Source organism: Actinomadura sp. K4S16 (genome assembly GCF_008327685.1).
In the GTDB taxonomy this organism is placed as follows: domain Bacteria; phylum Actinomycetota; class Actinomycetes; order Streptosporangiales; family Streptosporangiaceae; genus Spirillospora.
Map to the genome: position 1 here is coordinate 35,398 of NZ_BDDE01000012.1, position 14,504 is coordinate 49,901.

The window sequence follows — 14,504 nt, forward strand, 5'->3', positions numbered from 1 at the left end:
CCCGATCAGGCAGGACAGCGACCGGGCTGGACGGCGACCGGCAGGCGGCTGACCGGGTAGGGCGGCCGATTAGGCAGGGCGGCAGGGCCGCCCGGCCGGGGTCAGCCTCGGGATCGGGCCATGATCGGGCGCAGGTCGTGGTCCAGGAAGAGTTGCGCCGCCTTCTTGATCACCGGGTCGCCGGGCTTGGCCTTCTTGCCGTTCGCCCACTGGACGTAGGCGTAGGCGACGTACCGGCCGCGGACCGTCGCCGCCGCGTACCCGCCGGCCTGGTCGATGTCCGGGGACCGCTTGCCCGCCATGCCGCGGAACCACTCGTACCGGGCCGGGTCGCCCGCCTTGCTCACGGCGATCGCGGCGGCCTTCGTCGGCATCACCGCGATGCCGGAGGTGACGGCGAGCTTGGTCTCCGGGTCGATGTAGGTGGCGCGGACGATCTTGCGGCACTGCTCCTTGCGGAGGGCGGCGAGCATGGAGCCGCGGGCGGCGTAGGTGACGTCCCGGTTGAGGGACCAGCGGTCCCGGAGGTAGGTCCGGTCGCCGAACTTGATCTGCTCGTTCGGGAAGACGTCGTGGAACGCCAGGTCGGCGGTGTCGGTCTTCTCGTTGGTGATGTCGACGGGGCCGGCGGGCGGCTTGCTCGGCGATGCGGCCGGGGGCGAGGGCGCGGGGGTGGTCCGCACCGCCGCCGGGGCCTCGGCGGGCTTGCCGCCCTTGTCGTCCTTGCCGTCCGATCCCGACCCGCCGATGAGGAACAGGCCGCCGACCGCGGCGAGGATGACCGCCGCGACGCCGCCGATCAGCACCGGGCGGCCCTTGGTGCTGCCGCTCCGGCCGGTGGCGGGCGTGCCGTGCGGAGGATTCCCGGGGGGCGGGACGTCGGCCGGAGTCCCGGCCTCGGTGTGGTAGACCGGCCCGCTCACCTGGGGCCGGCCGGCGCCCGCCGCGCCGTCCCCGACGGGTTCGGCGTGCGGGAACGGGCCGCTTCCGGTGGGCGGGACGACGCCCGGCGGCAGGATGGCGTCCGGGACGAGCACGGGCGCCGGCGACGCGGCGTCCTCCGCCTCCTTGGCCTTTTCGAACGCCGACCGCTGCGCGGGGATGTCCGTCGCAGTGTCGGCAACCGCGCTGTCGGTCACGGCGTTGTCGGTCACGGTGGTGTTGTCCACGGCGGCCTCTGTCTCTGGTGTGCCGACCGCCGCGGCTTCGGCCCGTGGGGCCTCCTCCGGCCGGGCGTCTTCCTGCGACGCCTCGTCCTTGGGAGCGGCGTCCTTGGGAGCGGCGGCGTCCTTGGGAGCTTCGCCCTGGGACGCGCCGAACGCGGGCGGGACGGGCTGGAAGCCCTCGGGGTCGGTGTCGTCGGGGGAGATCGGCGGCTTGACGATCGGCTCGGCGGGGACGGCGCCGCGGGAGTCGACGCGCGGTACCCCCGTCCCGGCGACGAGCGTCCCGGGCGGCGCCGAGGCGGCCTCGGGAGCGGTGGGGGCGGGGGCGGGGGCGGGGGAGACCTCGGGAGCGAAGACGTCCGCCTCGTCCTCGACCACCGGGGCCGAGAGCGGCTGCGGCGCCGCCGGCGCCTGCTCGGCCGGCGGTGCGGTGTCCGCGGACTCGGCGGCCCACCAGGGGGCCTCCAGTCCGAAGGCGGGGAGCTTGAGGGGGGCGGTCTCGCCGCCCTGCTCGCCGTGCTCCCGTGCGTCTCTAGGTCCAGACATAAGCAGTGAGGGTATTCATGGGGGTCACTTCTGGAGGGGTTTGCCTTCGGTCTCCCGGTAGTGCAAGGCCAGCGCCAGGTTGCTGCCCTTGACCATCTGCGTGCCGAAGACCTGGACGGCGGCATGGTACTTGGTGGGGATCTTCTTGCCGTCCGGCCGCTGCACCCAGGTCATGATGACGTAGTGGCCGCGCGCCTGCGAGGTGCCGAGCGCCTCGCCCTTGCCGTTGTTCTTGGTGATTCCCTTGCCGGGGAGCGCCACCAGGAACGCGTCCTTGGCGGCGGCGGCCTTGACGGCCTTCTTGGCCGCGGCCTCGGTCTGCAGGTTGAAGACGCCGACCGTGCCGATGAGGGAGCCGTTGCTGAGCGCGTAGGTGGCCCGGAGCGCCTGCGTGCAGCGCCCCTTCTTGAGGGCCTTCGCCAGGGTCGTGCCGCCGACGACGGTGCAGGTCTTCTTGCCGTTGACGGCCGTCCGCACGTACTTGCGGCCGCCCGCCTTGAACGTCGCCTTGCCGAAGACCTCCTTGAGGGTCAGCGGCGCGGGGTCGGTGGTGCGGCTCTGCAGCTTCACCGGGGCCAGGACGGGCTGCGTCGGGCTCGGCGTCGGCTGCGGCTGCTTGGACGCGGCCTGCGTCGGCGTCGCCTTCGGCTTGTCGTCGCCCTTCAGCATCGACGACAGCCCGACGCCGCCGCCGATGAGGAGGATGCCGGCGACCGCCGCGCCGCCGATGATCAGCGGCAGGTTGCGGCGGCGCTCGGGGCGCCCGGACGGGCCGGACGGCCCGGGCGGCATGCCCTCGTAGGAGCCGAAGCCGCCGTCGCCCGGCGCGTTCTCGCCGTAGGCGCCGCCGGCGACCGGCTCGTCGCCCCACGCGGGCGGCTGGTCGGACCAGGCGGCGGTCTGCTCGCCGGGCGCCTCGCCGCCGGACGCGCCGCCGCCGAAGCCGCCACCGCCGTAGGGGGCGCCGCCGAACGCGTCGTTGCCCGACGTGGACCCGCCGAAAGCTTCACTGCCGAACGCGTCGCCGCCGGATGAGGAGCCGCCGAACACGTCACCGCCGCCCGGCGTCGTGCCGGGCCCGCTGTCGCGTGGCGCGAAAGGGGCTTCGTCGTTGTCGTGGCCGTACGGCGGCGCTTCGGCTCCGGGTCCGTACGGCGCGTGCGGCGACTGCCGAGGGGGCCAGTCGCCGGGTTTGCCTTGATCGCCCGGATAACCCATGGGTTGGACCTTACCGTTCCTCGTTCAGGGCTCTGGACCTTCGCGACACCCACCATGACATGGGGGCGAACCGGACGCCGGTGATTTGCCGAAGGTCACATCCCTGCCGAGCCGGGGCGGTCACTTCCAGCCGAAGTCCTGCGTCCACAGCGGCCCGCCGGGTCCGGAGGCCATGCCCACGCCGATGGCGCGCAGCCCGCAGTTCAGGATGTTGGCCCGATGGCCGGGGCTGTCCATCCAGCCCTTCACGACGGCCGAGGCGGTCGGGTAGCCCTTGGCGATGTTCTCCGCCCCGGGGCTGCTGTACCCGGCGTCCTCCATCCGCTTCCACGGGCTGTCGCCGTTGCGGGACGTGTGGTCGAAGTAGTTGTTGGCCGCCATGTCCGCCGAGTGCTTGCGGGCAGCCGTGACGAGCCGCGAGTCGATGCGCAGCGCCTTGCAGCCGTGCTTGGCGCGTTCGGCGTTGGTGAGCGACACCACGCTCGTCTCGGCCCCGGACGAGCCGCCGGAACCACCGGACCCGCCGGAACCGCCGCCCGGGTTCGTGCCGCCGCCCGGGGTCGACGGGGCGTCCGAGTCGGCGGGCTTCTTGGACTTGGACGGCGAGGCCGACGCGCTCTTCGGCGGGTGGATCACCTTCAGCGGCGGCGTCTGCTCCTCGGCGGTCGGCGCCGGCGACGCGCCGGCCCGGCCACCGCGGCCCGAACCCGTCCCGGACCCGGAGCCGTTGCCGGTAGCGGCGAGCGGGTCGCTCTGCGGACCGGTCGGTACCTCGACGGACGGGTTGCGCTCGGGCGCGGACGCGGACGTGTTCTCAGACCGCAGCTGAGGCAGGACGAGCCGGTCGATCGCGACGCCGACGCCGATGGCGAGGGCGGACGCGGTGGCCGCCACGACGATTCCCCGCGCGCCCTTTTTCTTGGGACGCCTTCCGCGCGGCGAACGGCCGTTCCAGAACGCGTCACCGTCACTCGGCCGCCGCTCCCCGGGCGGAGGCCCCGAGCGGCGCCGCGGGCCACTGGCGACGAGCTCGTCACGATAAGGGGGGACCCCGGGACGCGGCGGGACGTCACGCGAGCCGGAGGCGTCACGCGGCGCGGAGGCGTCACGCGGTGCGGGGCCGGGCTGCCCGGCACGGCCGGACCGGCGGCGTCCGGCGGAATCTCTGCGGGGAGTAGTCAGCGGGGGCTCCCGGGTGCGGGCCGGCGTGAGCCGGCGTGGACCGGTCGCCCGGCACCATATCCCGAGATCGACCCTCTGTTACGGAAATGATTCCAGAAAGACCGAAACCGCTACAAAGGGTGATCAGTAGAGTGCTGAACGTTTCCCATTCGGCACTGCCGCCGCGCACGCCACGGTCCATACCGGGCAGCGCATGCCGGGCCCGACATACCCGCCCGCGAATACCCGTAGCGCAAGCCGCCCCCACAAGCCCGCAACACACCGGCTGCACAGCCCCACCTGCCGGCCACGCAGGTCCGCCACGCTTGCCAGCCCGCAGGCCAGTCGCGCCACCGGCTGTGCGATCCGGCCGCGCAGGGGCCGTCACGCCTGCCGGCCCCACAGGCCTGTCGCGCATGTCGGCTACGCAGTTCCGCCACGCATGCCGGCTATGCAGGGGCGGCGCGTCTGAGGGTGCGCAAGGCGGCTGCGCATGCTGGGTACTCGGGCCGCCTGTCGCGCCGTGGGCCCGTCGCGTGTGCCGGCTGTGCGAGGCCTTCGGTTGTCTTCGCGTTCACCGGCGAACGCGCCCAGTGCCGCCGTCGTCGCTGCCACCGGCGCCAGTTCCGGCTGCCTCGGCGGTGCGTGCCCTTGCTGGTGATGTGCATGCTCTCGCTCGGCCGCACGCCGGTCCTGCGGGACTGTCGTGTATGCCGGTTTCGCGGCGTGTCGCGCGTATCGTCTGCAGGTCCGTCATGTCTGTCGGCCCGCAGGACTCGCCGTGTATAGCGGTCCGGGCAAGCCTGGCGTGCGTGGCAGTTGCGTAGCCGGTTGTGGACTGACGGGGTCGCGCTGGCTTGTTGTGGAGGCCGCGCATGCCGGCCCGTTGTCCATGGCCGCCATTGATACGTACATACCGGTCATACGGCATACTGGTGGTGTACTGGGCGCGCGGCCGGTGGCGCCATGGCGGCTCGTTTTGACCCGTGTGCGCGCGGCCGAGTATCCTGCGTATTTGTTGTGTGCGTCGACGCCTGCTCATTGCAGGTGGGAGGCGACGCGACGACGTGTCGGTGCGTCCCCATCATGTGCGTCCCTGTGGCCGCGTGCGGGCCCCGGCATCCCGGAGCGCCAGGTCGGATGATCCTCTGATCGGCGCGAGCAGGATTCCGCTGCCAGGTGGCACCCGTCCTCCGGACGGGTGGAGGATCGAAACCGCTGAGAGTCGACGAGAAACGAAGGCTTACGACCGTGCGCACGTACACCCCTAAGCCCGCTGACGTCCAGCGTCAGTGGTACGTCATCGACGCGACCGATGTCGTGCTGGGCCGTCTCGCCAGTCAGGTCGCACAGCTGCTTCGGGGTAAGCACAAGCCGATCTACGCCCCGCACCTCGACACCGGTGACTTCGTCGTCATCGTGAACGCCGACAAGGTGGCGCTGTCCGGCAACAAGCTGGACCAGAAGCGCGCCTACCGGCACTCGGGCTACCCGGGCGGTCTGCGTTCGGTGAGCTACGCCGACCTGCTGGCCAAGCACCCCGAGCGGGCCGTCGAGAAGGCGATCAAGGGCATGCTGCCCAAGAACTCCCTCGGCCGGAAGATGTTCGGCAAGGTGAAGGTCTACGCCGGGCCGGAGCACCCGCACCAGGCGCAGAAGCCGGTCCCGTTCGAGATCACCCAGATCAGCCAGATCAAGAAGTGACTCCCGCGCACGAGCCGATCGTGCGCAGCCAAGCAGAGGCCGCCGGGGCACCCGTCGTACGGGCCAGCCGCCCTGGCTAGAACACCCCAAGGAGAACCGTGGACGAGACCACCGGCGCCGAGCAGGCCGCCGAACTCGACTCGTACGAGGACGCGCCGTCCGAGTACAGCACCGAGACCCCCGAGGCCGCCGGCGAGGGCTTCCTCGGCCAGCCGGTCGCGACCGGCCCCGCGGCCGGCACCGGCCGCCGCAAGCAGGCCATCGCGCGGGTCCGCATCGTCCCCGGCACCGGCCAGTGGAAGATCAACGGCCGCACCCTGGACCAGTACTTCCCGAACAAGGTCCACCAGCAGATCGTGAACGAGCCGTTCGTGCTGCTGAGCCTGGAGGGCCAGTTCGACGTGCTCGCGCGCGTGAACGGCGGCGGCACCACCGGCCAGGCCGGTGCGCTGCGCCTCGGCATCTCCCGCGCGCTGCAGTTCGCGAACATCGAGCACCGCCCGGCGCTGAAGAAGGCCGGCTTCCTCACCCGCGACGCGCGGGTGCCGGAGCGCAAGAAGGCCGGTCTCAAGAAGGCCCGCAAGGCTCCGCAGTACAGCAAGCGTTGATCGACGGCACGAGCCGTCGCACCCCGTGGCTTTTTCGTGTCCGGCCCGCATGGCCGGCGCACCGGGTGCGGCGGCTCGTCCGCTTTTCCGGGTGATCTCTCCTTCTCTCTGATCGGGAGTTGAACTGTGGCTCGTCTGTTCGGGACCGACGGCGTGCGCGGGCTCGCCAACCGCGATCTGACCGCCCCGCTCGCCATGGACCTGTCCGTCGCGGCGGCGAGGGTCCTGGGCGAGCAGGGCGCGTTCAAGGGGCACCGGCCGGTGGCGGTGGTCGGCCGCGACCCGCGCGCCTCGGGAGAGTTCCTGGAGGCCGCCGTCGTGGCGGGCCTCGCGAGCGCCGGGGTCGACGTGCTGCGGCTCGGCGTCCTGCCGACGCCCGCGGTGGCGCATCTGACCCATGCATTGGACGCCGACCTCGGCGTGATGCTGTCGGCGTCGCACAACCCCGCCCCCGACAACGGGATCAAGTTCTTCGACCGCAGCGGCTACAAGCTCCCCGACGAGCTGGAGGACCGCGTCGAGGCCCGGCTCGGCGAGGCGTGGGACCTGCCGACCGGGGCGGGCGTCGGCCGCGTCCGGGAGGCGCACGGCGCGGTCGAGCAGTACGTCGCGCACCTGCTGACCACGGTCCCGGTGTCGCTGGACGGCCTGCGCGTCGTCGTCGACTGCGCGAACGGCGCGTCCAGCGACGTCGCCCCGGAGGCGCTGCGCCGCGCGGGCGCCGAGGTCATCACGATCGGCACGGCCCCCGACGGGTTGAACATCAACTCCGGCTGCGGCTCCACGCACCTGGAGGCGCTGCAGAAGGCCGTCCGCGAGCACGGCGCGGACGCGGGCATCGCCAACGACGGCGACGCCGACCGCTGCCTTGCGGTGACGGCGTCCGGCGAGGTCGTGGACGGCGACCAGATCATGGCGGTCCTGGCCCTCGACCTGCGGGAGGCCGGCGCCCTCGCCCAGGACACCGTGGTCGCGACCGTGATGTCGAACCTCGGCTTCAAGCTGGCCATGCAGGAGGCGGGGATCACCGTCGTGGAGACGGCGGTCGGCGACCGGTACGTCCTGGAGGCGATGAAGGAGGGCGGCTTCGGCTTCGGCGGCGAGCAGTCCGGCCACGTCATCATGCTGGACCACGCCACGACCGGGGACGGCGTCCTCACCGGCCTGCACCTGCTCGCCGCGATGGTCCGCCGCGGGCGCCCGCTGGACGAGCTGGCCAAGGTCATGACGCGGCTGCCGCAGGTCCTCATCAACGTCAAGGGCGTCGACAAGAACCGCGCGAAGACCTCCCCCGAGCTGGCCGCGGCCGTCGCCGCCGCCGAGGCCGACCTCGGCGACACCGGCCGCGTCCTGATCCGCCCGAGCGGCACCGAGCCGATGGTCCGCGTGATGGTGGAGGCGGCGTCCGAGACGCAGGCCCAGTCGGTGGCCGAGCACCTCGCCGGCGTGGTGCGCACGGCCCTCGGCTGACCCTGCCGCCCGCCCGCGCCGTTCCCGGTCTCGCGGCCGGGAGCGGCTAGCGCTCGTCGATCTCCAGCCGGCCGACCTTCAGGTGCTTGATCTCGACGGTCCCGGCCTGGAGATGGCCGATGACGGCCCGCTTCACGGCGAGCTTGCCGATCGCGACCGCGCCGACCGCGACCGCGCCGACGGCCATCGCCCCGAGCGCCAGGGAGCCGAACCCGTTCCCGGCCCGCAGCGTGAGCCCGGTCGCGGACGCGCCGGTCACCTCGGCCCCGGTCGCCCGCGCGCCCACGCCCCGCTCCGTCCGCACCCGCGGCCGCTCCTGCGCCGTACCCTCGGCGTCCGCCCCCTGCTCAACGTCCCTGGCGGCGTCACTGTCGCGCGATTCGCTCATGGGACGAGCTTACGGCCGGCTCAGCAGCGGCCGAGGAAGTCCTGGAGCGCGTCGTGGTCGGAGCGCGTCACCGGCAGCTCGTACTCCTTCGCGACCGCGATGTACTTGATGGCGTAGACGCACTGGAACCCCTTCTGCGGCTTCCACTCGCCCGGGCCGGAGTCGCTCTTCTGCCGGTTGGGCACGCCCCAGACGGCGAGCAGGTTGTCGTGGTCGTTGGCGAACTGCTCGCGCTTGTCCTCGCTCCAGCGGGAGGCGCCCATCCGCCAGGCGAGGGCGAGCGGGTAGACGTGGTCGATCTGCACCTCGGCGGCGTCCTTCTTCTCGAAGGTGATCTGCTTGCCGCTGTAGGGGTCGTCCAGCCGTCCGGAGAGCACGATGCACCTGCCCTTCTTCTCGACCTTCTCCAGGTCGCGGGCGAGGACGTCGTTGCGCTGGTCGCAGCCGTTGTGGTCGGTGTCCTTCCAGCGCGTCCCGAACTTGTCGCGCCGGTAGCCTCCGCTGTCCCCGGTGGACGCGATCCGCAGTCCGGACAGGTTCTTGCGGGCCTTGGCCGCGTCGCCGGACGCGGGCTTGGTCGTGCCGGACGAGGGCGACCCTGTCTCCGAGAGCCCCACGTCGCCCTCGCAGCCCGCCGCCGCCAGCGGGACGGCGAGCGCGAGGCCCGCCACGGCGGCCCGCGCAGTCCTCGTGCGCCCGGTCCTGGCGCGCCCGGTCCTCGTGTGCCCGGTTCTCGTGCGCTCGGTTCTCGTGCGCCCGGCGCTCATGCGCTCGGCGCTCGTGCGCGCCGCTTCCGTCGGCTCGGCTTTCGTCAGCTCGGCCTCCGTCGGCCTGGCCTTCGTCAGCCTGGCTTTCGCCAGCATGGCCCTCGTCCACGAGGCCTTCGTCAGCACCGGCGCCTGTGTCATGCCTTCACCGTCCTGGGGGGTTTCTGCGGGTTTTTGCCACCTTGAAGGCAAATAACCGATCAAACCTCACGACCAGGCGTTCTGCCACATCGACGCGTCGTTTACGGCACGATTGCCCCGTGCTGCATCTGAGAGCGATCGTGCCGGCCGAGCGCACCGACGCGGTCTGCAAGGAGCTGGCGGCCTGCGCCGGGGCCACCAACGTCGTCGTGATCGCAGGCGCCGCCCGCTCCCCGCAGGGCGACCTCGTGACCGCCGACATCGCCCGCGAGGCGGCCAACGAGGTGCTGGACGCGCTGCGCGCCCTCGACGTCGACCGGGACGGGTCGATCGCCCTCGACAAGGTCGACCTGACGCTGTCCGACCACGCCGAAGTGGCCAAGGACCTCGCGCCGGGGCACGGCGACGACGCGGTCGTCTGGGAGGAACTCGACCGGCAGGTCAGCGAGGGAACGGCGCTGACCTGGTCCTTCGTGGCCTTCCTCGTGCTGGCCACGCAGCTCGCCGCGATCGCGGCGCTGATCGACTCGCCGGTGCTGGTGGTCGGCGCCATGGTCCTCGGGCCGGAGTTCGCCGCGATCGCGGCGATCTGCTTCGGGCTCGTCCGGCTCCAGCCCGGACGCATCGTGCACGCGGTGCGGGCGCTGGCCGTCGGGTTCACCGTGGCGGTCGCGGTCACCTACGTGTGCGCGCTGGCCGCCCGGTGGACCGGCGTGATCGAGCTGGACAGGCTGCCCGACAAGCGCCCGCTCACCGCGTTCATCTACAGCCCGGACCGCTGGTCGTTCATCGTCGCGCTGCTCGCGGGCGCGGCGGGCGTGCTGTCGCTCACCGCCGGCAAGTCGTCCGCGCTGGTCGGGGTCTTCATCTCGGTCACCACCGTGCCCGCGGCGGGGAACCTCGCGGTCGCGATGGCGCTCAAGCACGGCAGCGAGATCACCGGCTCGCTGCTCCAGCTGGGCGTCAACATCGTCGGAATGATCATCGCGGGGACGGTGACGCTGCTCGTCCAGCGGAGCCTGTGGGCCGTCGTGCTGCGCCACCGCGGCCGGAGGACCGCCGCGCGGGGAACTTAGGTCGGCGCCGCGTCGGACCAAAGGCTGCCCCTGATCGCCCTTTAGGGTGACGTGCCGCGGCGAGCCAGCCACTAGGTTCGACGGTATGCCCATCATCGCCACCCAGGGCCTGACGATGAGGTTCCCTCGGGTGACCGCCTTGGACGACCTCTCCGTGGCCGTAGAGCCCGGCGTCGTCGGCCTCGTCGGTGCCAACGGCGCCGGCAAGTCGACGCTCATCAAGATCCTCCTCGGACTGCTGCCGCCCACCTCGGGGACCGCGACCGTCCTCGGCCTCGACATCGCCCGCGAGGGCCTGCGGATCCGGGAGAGCGTCGGGTTCATGCCCGAGTACGACTGCCTGCCGCCGGACGTGTCCGCGACCGAGTTCGTCGTGCACATGGCCCGGATGTGCGGGCTGCCGCCGACCGCGGCCCGCGAACGCGCCGCCGACACGCTCCGGCACGTCGGGCTGTACGAGGAGCGGTACCGTCCCATCGGCGGCTACTCGACGGGGATGCGCCAGCGGGTGAAGCTCGCGCAGGCCCTCGTCCACGACCCGAAGCTCGTCTTCCTGGACGAGCCCACCAACGGCCTCGACCCGGCCGGGCGCGACGAGATGCTCGAACTGATCCGCCGGATCGGCGCCGACTTCGGGATCAGCGTCCTCGTCACCTCGCACCTGCTCGGCGAGCTGGAGCGCGTCTGCGACCACGTCGTCATCATCGACGGCGGGAAGCTGCTGCGCTCCCAGGCCGTCGAGGCGTACACGACCGAGAGCGGCGTCCTCACCGTCGAGGTCGACGAGGGGCGCGACGCGCTCGGACAGCACCTCTACGACCAGGGCGTGGCGGTCCGCCCGGAGGGCCGGTTCCTCGTCGTCGACATCGCCGGCGAGCAGACCTACGACCTGGTCCGCGACGGCGTCGCCGAGCTCGGGCTGCGGCTGGTCCGGATGGAGCAGCGCCGCCACCACATCGAAGAGGTCTTCCAGACGCCGCCCGCGCCGCAGGACCCGCCCGGAGACGCGCAGCCCCCGGGCGTGCGGCCGGGAGACGTGCAGCAGGGAGCGCCGCGATGAGCACCAGCACGATCCACGACATCGGCTACCGGCACTACGACGGGCGCCGCAACGGCCGCGCCTATGTCCTGCGGTCGCTGTACGTGCACAACCTGCGCGCCGCGTACGGCCTCGGCCGCCCCGCGCGGGCGAAGGTGATGCCGTTCCTGCTGGCGGCGATCATGCTGCTGCCGGCCGCCGGGTCGGTCGCGGCGTTCGCGTTCACCAAGCAGGAGGACGCGCTGTTCCGCTACGCCTCCTACGCCAACATCATGCAGGTCATCGTGGCGATCTTCCTGGCCACGCAGGCGCCGGTGCTGGCCTCGCGGGAGGTGCGCTTCCACGTCATCCCGCTGTACTTCTCGCGCCCGGTCGGCCATCTCGACTTCGTGCTGGCGAAGGGCGCCGCGATGGCGACCGCGCTGTTCGCGCTGATGGCGGTGCCCGTCACCGTCCTGTACGTCGGCGGACTGATCTCCAAGATGCCGGACCCCGGCGAGCAGGTGCTGAAGTACCTCGGCGCCCTCGTCGGCTGCGTGCTGTTCGCACTCGTCCTGGCGGCCATCGGGATGGTCGTCGCGGCGTTCACCCCGCGGCGCGGGTTCGGGGTCGCCGCGGTCATCGCCGTCTACATGATCAGCGCGGCGTTCGTCGGCGCCGTCCAGGGGATCGCCGAGGCGCAGACGAACTTCACCCTCCAGGGCTGGGCGGGGCTGTTCACCCCGTTCAACCTGGTGGACATCGTCCAGGTCCGGCTGCTCGGCGCGCAGACGTCGTCGGCCGGGGTGCCGTCCGGCATCGCCGGCGGCGTGGTCGCGCTCGCGCTGTGCGTCCTGATCATCGTCGGCTCGATCGCGGTCCTGTACCGCCGGTTCCGTAAGGCGGGCCTCTCCTAATGAGCGGAGCGACCCGGGGGGTGTGGGGGGTCGTCCCCCCTCGAAGGAGTACAGCATGAGCGAGCTCATCCTGGAGAACGTCTCCCGGTGGTACGGGAACGTCGTGGCCGTCAACGGCGTGTCGATGAAGGTCGGGCCCGGCGTCACCGGGCTCCTCGGGCCGAACGGGGCCGGCAAGTCGACGCTCATCCACATGATGGGCGGGTTCCTCGCGCCGTCGTCCGGATCCGTCACGCTGGACGGGACGCCGATCTGGCGCAACCCCGGCGCCTACCGCAGCCTCGGCCTCGTGCCGGAACGGGAGTCGGCCTACGACTTCCTCACCGGCGAGCAGTTCATCCTCGCGATGGCCAAACTGCACAAGCTGCCCGACCCCCGCGCCGCCGCCCGCCGCGCCATCGGCCTGGTGGAGATGGACTACGCGGCCGGGCGCCCGATCGGCAACTATTCCAAGGGGATGAAGCAGCGCATCAAGATGGCGTCGGCGCTGGTGCACGACCCGCCCGTGCTGCTGCTGGACGAGCCGTTCAACGGCATGGACCCGCGGCAGCGGCTCCAGCTGATGGACCTCATCCAGCGGATGGCCGCCGAGGGCCGCACGATCCTGTTCTCCTCGCACATCCTGGAGGAGGTGGAGCGGCTCGCCAGCCACATCGAGGTGATCGTGGCGGGCCGGCACGCGGCGTCCGGCGACTTCCGCAAGATCCGGCGGCTGATGACCGACCGGCCGCACATCTTCCTCGTCCGCTCGTCCGACGACCGGCGGCTCGCCGCCGCCGTCATCGCCGACGGCTCGGCCCGCAGCGTCCAGCTCACCGAGAAGGGCCTGCAGGTGGAGGCGGTCGACTTCCAGCGCTTCACCTGGCTGCTCCCGCAGGTCTCCCGGGACGCCGACGTGCGCCTCTGGGAGGTCTCCCCGGCCGACGAGTCCCTCGAAAGCGTCTTCTCCTACCTGGTGGCCCGATGAATGGCACGATCGCGATGATCACGTTCCGGGCGATGCTCGGACGCAAGCGCGCGCTGCTCCTGCTGGGGCTGCCGCTGCTCCTGCTGGTGCTGGCGGTGGCCCTGAGCGTGACCGGCAACGACGACCTGGACGTCTCCGCGGGCGTGCTGCAGAAGTTCGGCCTGGCGACGCTGCTGCCGCTGCTCGCGCTGATCGCCGGCACCGGCGTGATCGGCCCGGAGATCGACGACGGCCAGATCATGTACGTGCTGACCAAGCCGATCCCGCGCGAGGTGATCGTGCTGACGAAGCTGGTCGTGGCGATCGTCCTGGTGACGGTGTTCGCCACGGTGCCGACGCTGCTGGCGGGGGTCATCCTCACGGGGACGACCGCGCAGCTGACCCCGGCGTTCGCGATCGGGGTGCTGGTCGGCGGCGTCGTCTACAGCTCGGTGTTCGTCGCGCTGGCCGTCGCCAGCCGCAACGCCGTCACGATCGGCCTGCTGTACGCGCTGGTGTGGGAGTCGCTGCTCGGCAACTTCGCGCCGGGCGCCAAGTCGGCGTCCATCCAGCAGTGGTGCCTGTCGGTGACGGACGCGCTCACCGAGGCGTCCCCGGTCAGGTCCACCGTCGACCTGCCCGTGGCGATCGGGCTGCTGGTCGCGGTGACGCTCGTCGCGACGTTCCTCGCCACCTTCCGGCTCCGCTCCCTCCCGGTCGCCAGCGCCGACTAGCGGGGGAGGAGGCCGCGGTCCATGGCGACGACGACGGCGTGCGTGCGGTCGCCGACGTCCAGCTTGGCGAAGACGCGGAGCAGGTGCGTCTTGACGGTGGCCTCCGCGATGACGAGCCGCCGCCCGATCTCGGCGTTGGACAGGCCGTCGGCGACCGCCCGGAGCACCTCGACCTCCCGGGCGGTCAGCGCGGCCGGCTCGGGGCGGCGCATCCGGGCGACGAGCTTCTCCGCCACCCGGGGCGCGAGGACGGTCTCGCCGCGCGCCGCCGCGCCGATCGCCTCGACCAGCTGGTCGCGGGTGGTGTCCTTGAGCAGGTAGCCGACGGCGCCGGCCTCGATCGCGCGCTCGATCTCGGTGTCGGTGTCGTAGGTGGTGAGGACGAGGACGCGGGTCCCGAACCGGCCGATCTCGGCGGTGGCGGCGACGCCGTCCAGCACGGGCATCCGCAGGTCGAGCAGCGCGACGTCGGGCCGGAGCCGTTCGGCCAGGGCGATCCCCGCGCGGCCGTCACCGGCCTCGCCGACGATCTCGATGCCGGGCTCGGCGGCCAGCAGCGCGACGAGGCCCGCGCGCATGACCGTGTGGTCGTCCACCAGGATGATCCGGAGTCTCCGGGGGGCCGGTGCGGGATTCGCGGTCAT

The 14,504-nt window shown here is 72.2% G+C and carries 14 protein-coding genes; 8 read left to right on the forward strand and 6 right to left on the reverse strand.

The window, feature by feature from the left end; translation table 11 throughout:
• Window positions 1-101: 101 nt before the first annotated feature.
• The 3 genes from K4S16_RS11630 to K4S16_RS11640 all read right to left on the reverse strand — a co-directional run bounded on the left by K4S16_RS11630 (window position 102) and on the right by K4S16_RS11640 (window position 3,824).
• On the reverse strand, window positions 102-1,712 hold the full coding sequence (locus K4S16_RS11630) for a hypothetical protein (RefSeq protein ID WP_149258934.1): 1,611 nt from the start codon (window positions 1,710-1,712) through the stop codon (window positions 102-104).
• Window positions 1,713-1,736: 24 nt separating this feature from the next.
• Window positions 1,737-2,930, reverse strand: a complete 1,194-nt coding sequence (locus K4S16_RS11635) for a hypothetical protein (protein ID WP_149258935.1) — start codon at window positions 2,928-2,930, stop codon at window positions 1,737-1,739.
• Window positions 2,931-3,050: 120 nt separating this feature from the next.
• Window positions 3,051-3,824: a CAP domain-containing protein gene (locus K4S16_RS11640; RefSeq protein ID WP_160160881.1), complete on the reverse strand. Its 774-nt coding sequence runs from the start codon at window positions 3,822-3,824 to the stop codon at window positions 3,051-3,053.
• Window positions 3,825-5,342: 1,518 nt separating this feature from the next.
• Here K4S16_RS11640 and rplM point away from each other — a divergent pair.
• The 3 genes from rplM to glmM all read left to right on the forward strand — a co-directional run bounded on the left by rplM (window position 5,343) and on the right by glmM (window position 7,873).
• Entirely contained in the window at window positions 5,343-5,795 is a 453-nt protein-coding gene (gene rplM / locus K4S16_RS11645) for a 50S ribosomal protein L13 (RefSeq protein ID WP_149258937.1), read from the forward strand.
• Window positions 5,796-5,893: 98 nt separating this feature from the next.
• Window positions 5,894-6,403 (forward strand): 30S ribosomal protein S9, encoded by a 510-nt coding sequence (gene rpsI, locus K4S16_RS11650; protein WP_149258938.1) that lies wholly within the window; start codon window positions 5,894-5,896, stop codon window positions 6,401-6,403.
• 126 nt (window positions 6,404-6,529) lie between these two features.
• Window positions 6,530-7,873 (forward strand): phosphoglucosamine mutase, encoded by a 1,344-nt coding sequence (gene glmM / locus K4S16_RS11655; protein WP_149258939.1) that lies wholly within the window; start codon window positions 6,530-6,532, stop codon window positions 7,871-7,873.
• A gap of 46 nt (window positions 7,874-7,919) precedes the next feature.
• On the opposite strand, the gene K4S16_RS11660 is transcribed toward glmM, so the two are convergent.
• Both K4S16_RS11660 and K4S16_RS11665 read right to left on the reverse strand, forming a co-directional pair.
• Complete coding sequence (locus tag K4S16_RS11660; RefSeq protein ID WP_149258940.1) at window positions 7,920-8,261, reverse strand: hypothetical protein; 342 nt, start codon at window positions 8,259-8,261, stop codon at window positions 7,920-7,922.
• Between the two features lie 20 nt (window positions 8,262-8,281).
• Complete coding sequence (locus K4S16_RS11665; protein ID WP_235036730.1) at window positions 8,282-9,169, reverse strand: HNH endonuclease family protein; 888 nt, start codon at window positions 9,167-9,169, stop codon at window positions 8,282-8,284.
• 119 nt (window positions 9,170-9,288) lie between these two features.
• On the opposite strand from K4S16_RS11665, the gene K4S16_RS11670 reads away from it, so the two are divergent.
• From K4S16_RS11670 to K4S16_RS11690, 5 genes are all read left to right on the forward strand, one after another.
• On the forward strand, window positions 9,289-10,245 hold the full coding sequence (locus tag K4S16_RS11670) for a DUF389 domain-containing protein (RefSeq protein WP_149258941.1): 957 nt from the start codon (window positions 9,289-9,291) through the stop codon (window positions 10,243-10,245).
• 85 nt (window positions 10,246-10,330) lie between these two features.
• Window positions 10,331-11,305, forward strand: coding sequence for an ABC transporter ATP-binding protein (locus K4S16_RS11675; protein WP_149258942.1), 975 nt, complete (start codon window positions 10,331-10,333; stop codon window positions 11,303-11,305).
• Complete coding sequence (locus K4S16_RS11680) at window positions 11,302-12,180, forward strand: ABC transporter permease (protein WP_149258943.1); 879 nt, start codon at window positions 11,302-11,304, stop codon at window positions 12,178-12,180. Before K4S16_RS11675 ends, K4S16_RS11680 begins: the two co-directional genes overlap by 4 nt.
• A gap of 55 nt (window positions 12,181-12,235) precedes the next feature.
• Entirely contained in the window at window positions 12,236-13,147 is a 912-nt protein-coding gene (locus tag K4S16_RS11685; RefSeq protein WP_149258944.1) for an ABC transporter ATP-binding protein, read from the forward strand.
• Entirely contained in the window at window positions 13,144-13,860 is a 717-nt protein-coding gene (locus K4S16_RS11690; RefSeq protein ID WP_149258945.1) for an ABC transporter permease, read from the forward strand. Before K4S16_RS11685 ends, K4S16_RS11690 begins: the two co-directional genes overlap by 4 nt.
• Here the strand turns inward: K4S16_RS11690 and K4S16_RS11695 are convergent.
• Window positions 13,857-14,504, reverse strand: a complete 648-nt coding sequence (locus tag K4S16_RS11695) for a response regulator transcription factor (protein WP_149258946.1) — start codon at window positions 14,502-14,504, stop codon at window positions 13,857-13,859. The two genes, K4S16_RS11690 and K4S16_RS11695, sit on opposite strands and share 4 nt — an antisense overlap.

Coding starts and splice junctions, on each gene's coding strand:
- K4S16_RS11695 (WP_149258946.1), bottom strand. CDS start 14,504: ATGACCGCGAATCCCGCACCGGCCCCCCGGAGACTCCGGATCATCCTG.
- K4S16_RS11630 (WP_149258934.1), bottom strand. CDS start 1,712: ATGTCTGGACCTAGAGACGCACGGGAGCACGGCGAGCAGGGCGGCGAG.
- K4S16_RS11635 (WP_149258935.1), bottom strand. CDS start 2,930: ATGGGTTATCCGGGCGATCAAGGCAAACCCGGCGACTGGCCCCCTCGG.
- K4S16_RS11685 (WP_149258944.1), top strand. CDS start 12,236: ATGAGCGAGCTCATCCTGGAGAACGTCTCCCGGTGGTACGGGAACGTC.
- K4S16_RS11680 (WP_149258943.1), top strand. CDS start 11,302: ATGAGCACCAGCACGATCCACGACATCGGCTACCGGCACTACGACGGG.
- K4S16_RS11660 (WP_149258940.1), bottom strand. CDS start 8,261: ATGAGCGAATCGCGCGACAGTGACGCCGCCAGGGACGTTGAGCAGGGG.
- K4S16_RS11675 (WP_149258942.1), top strand. CDS start 10,331: ATGCCCATCATCGCCACCCAGGGCCTGACGATGAGGTTCCCTCGGGTG.
- K4S16_RS11665 (WP_235036730.1), bottom strand. CDS start 9,169: ATGACACAGGCGCCGGTGCTGACGAAGGCCTCGTGGACGAGGGCCATG.
- K4S16_RS11690 (WP_149258945.1), top strand. CDS start 13,144: ATGAATGGCACGATCGCGATGATCACGTTCCGGGCGATGCTCGGACGC.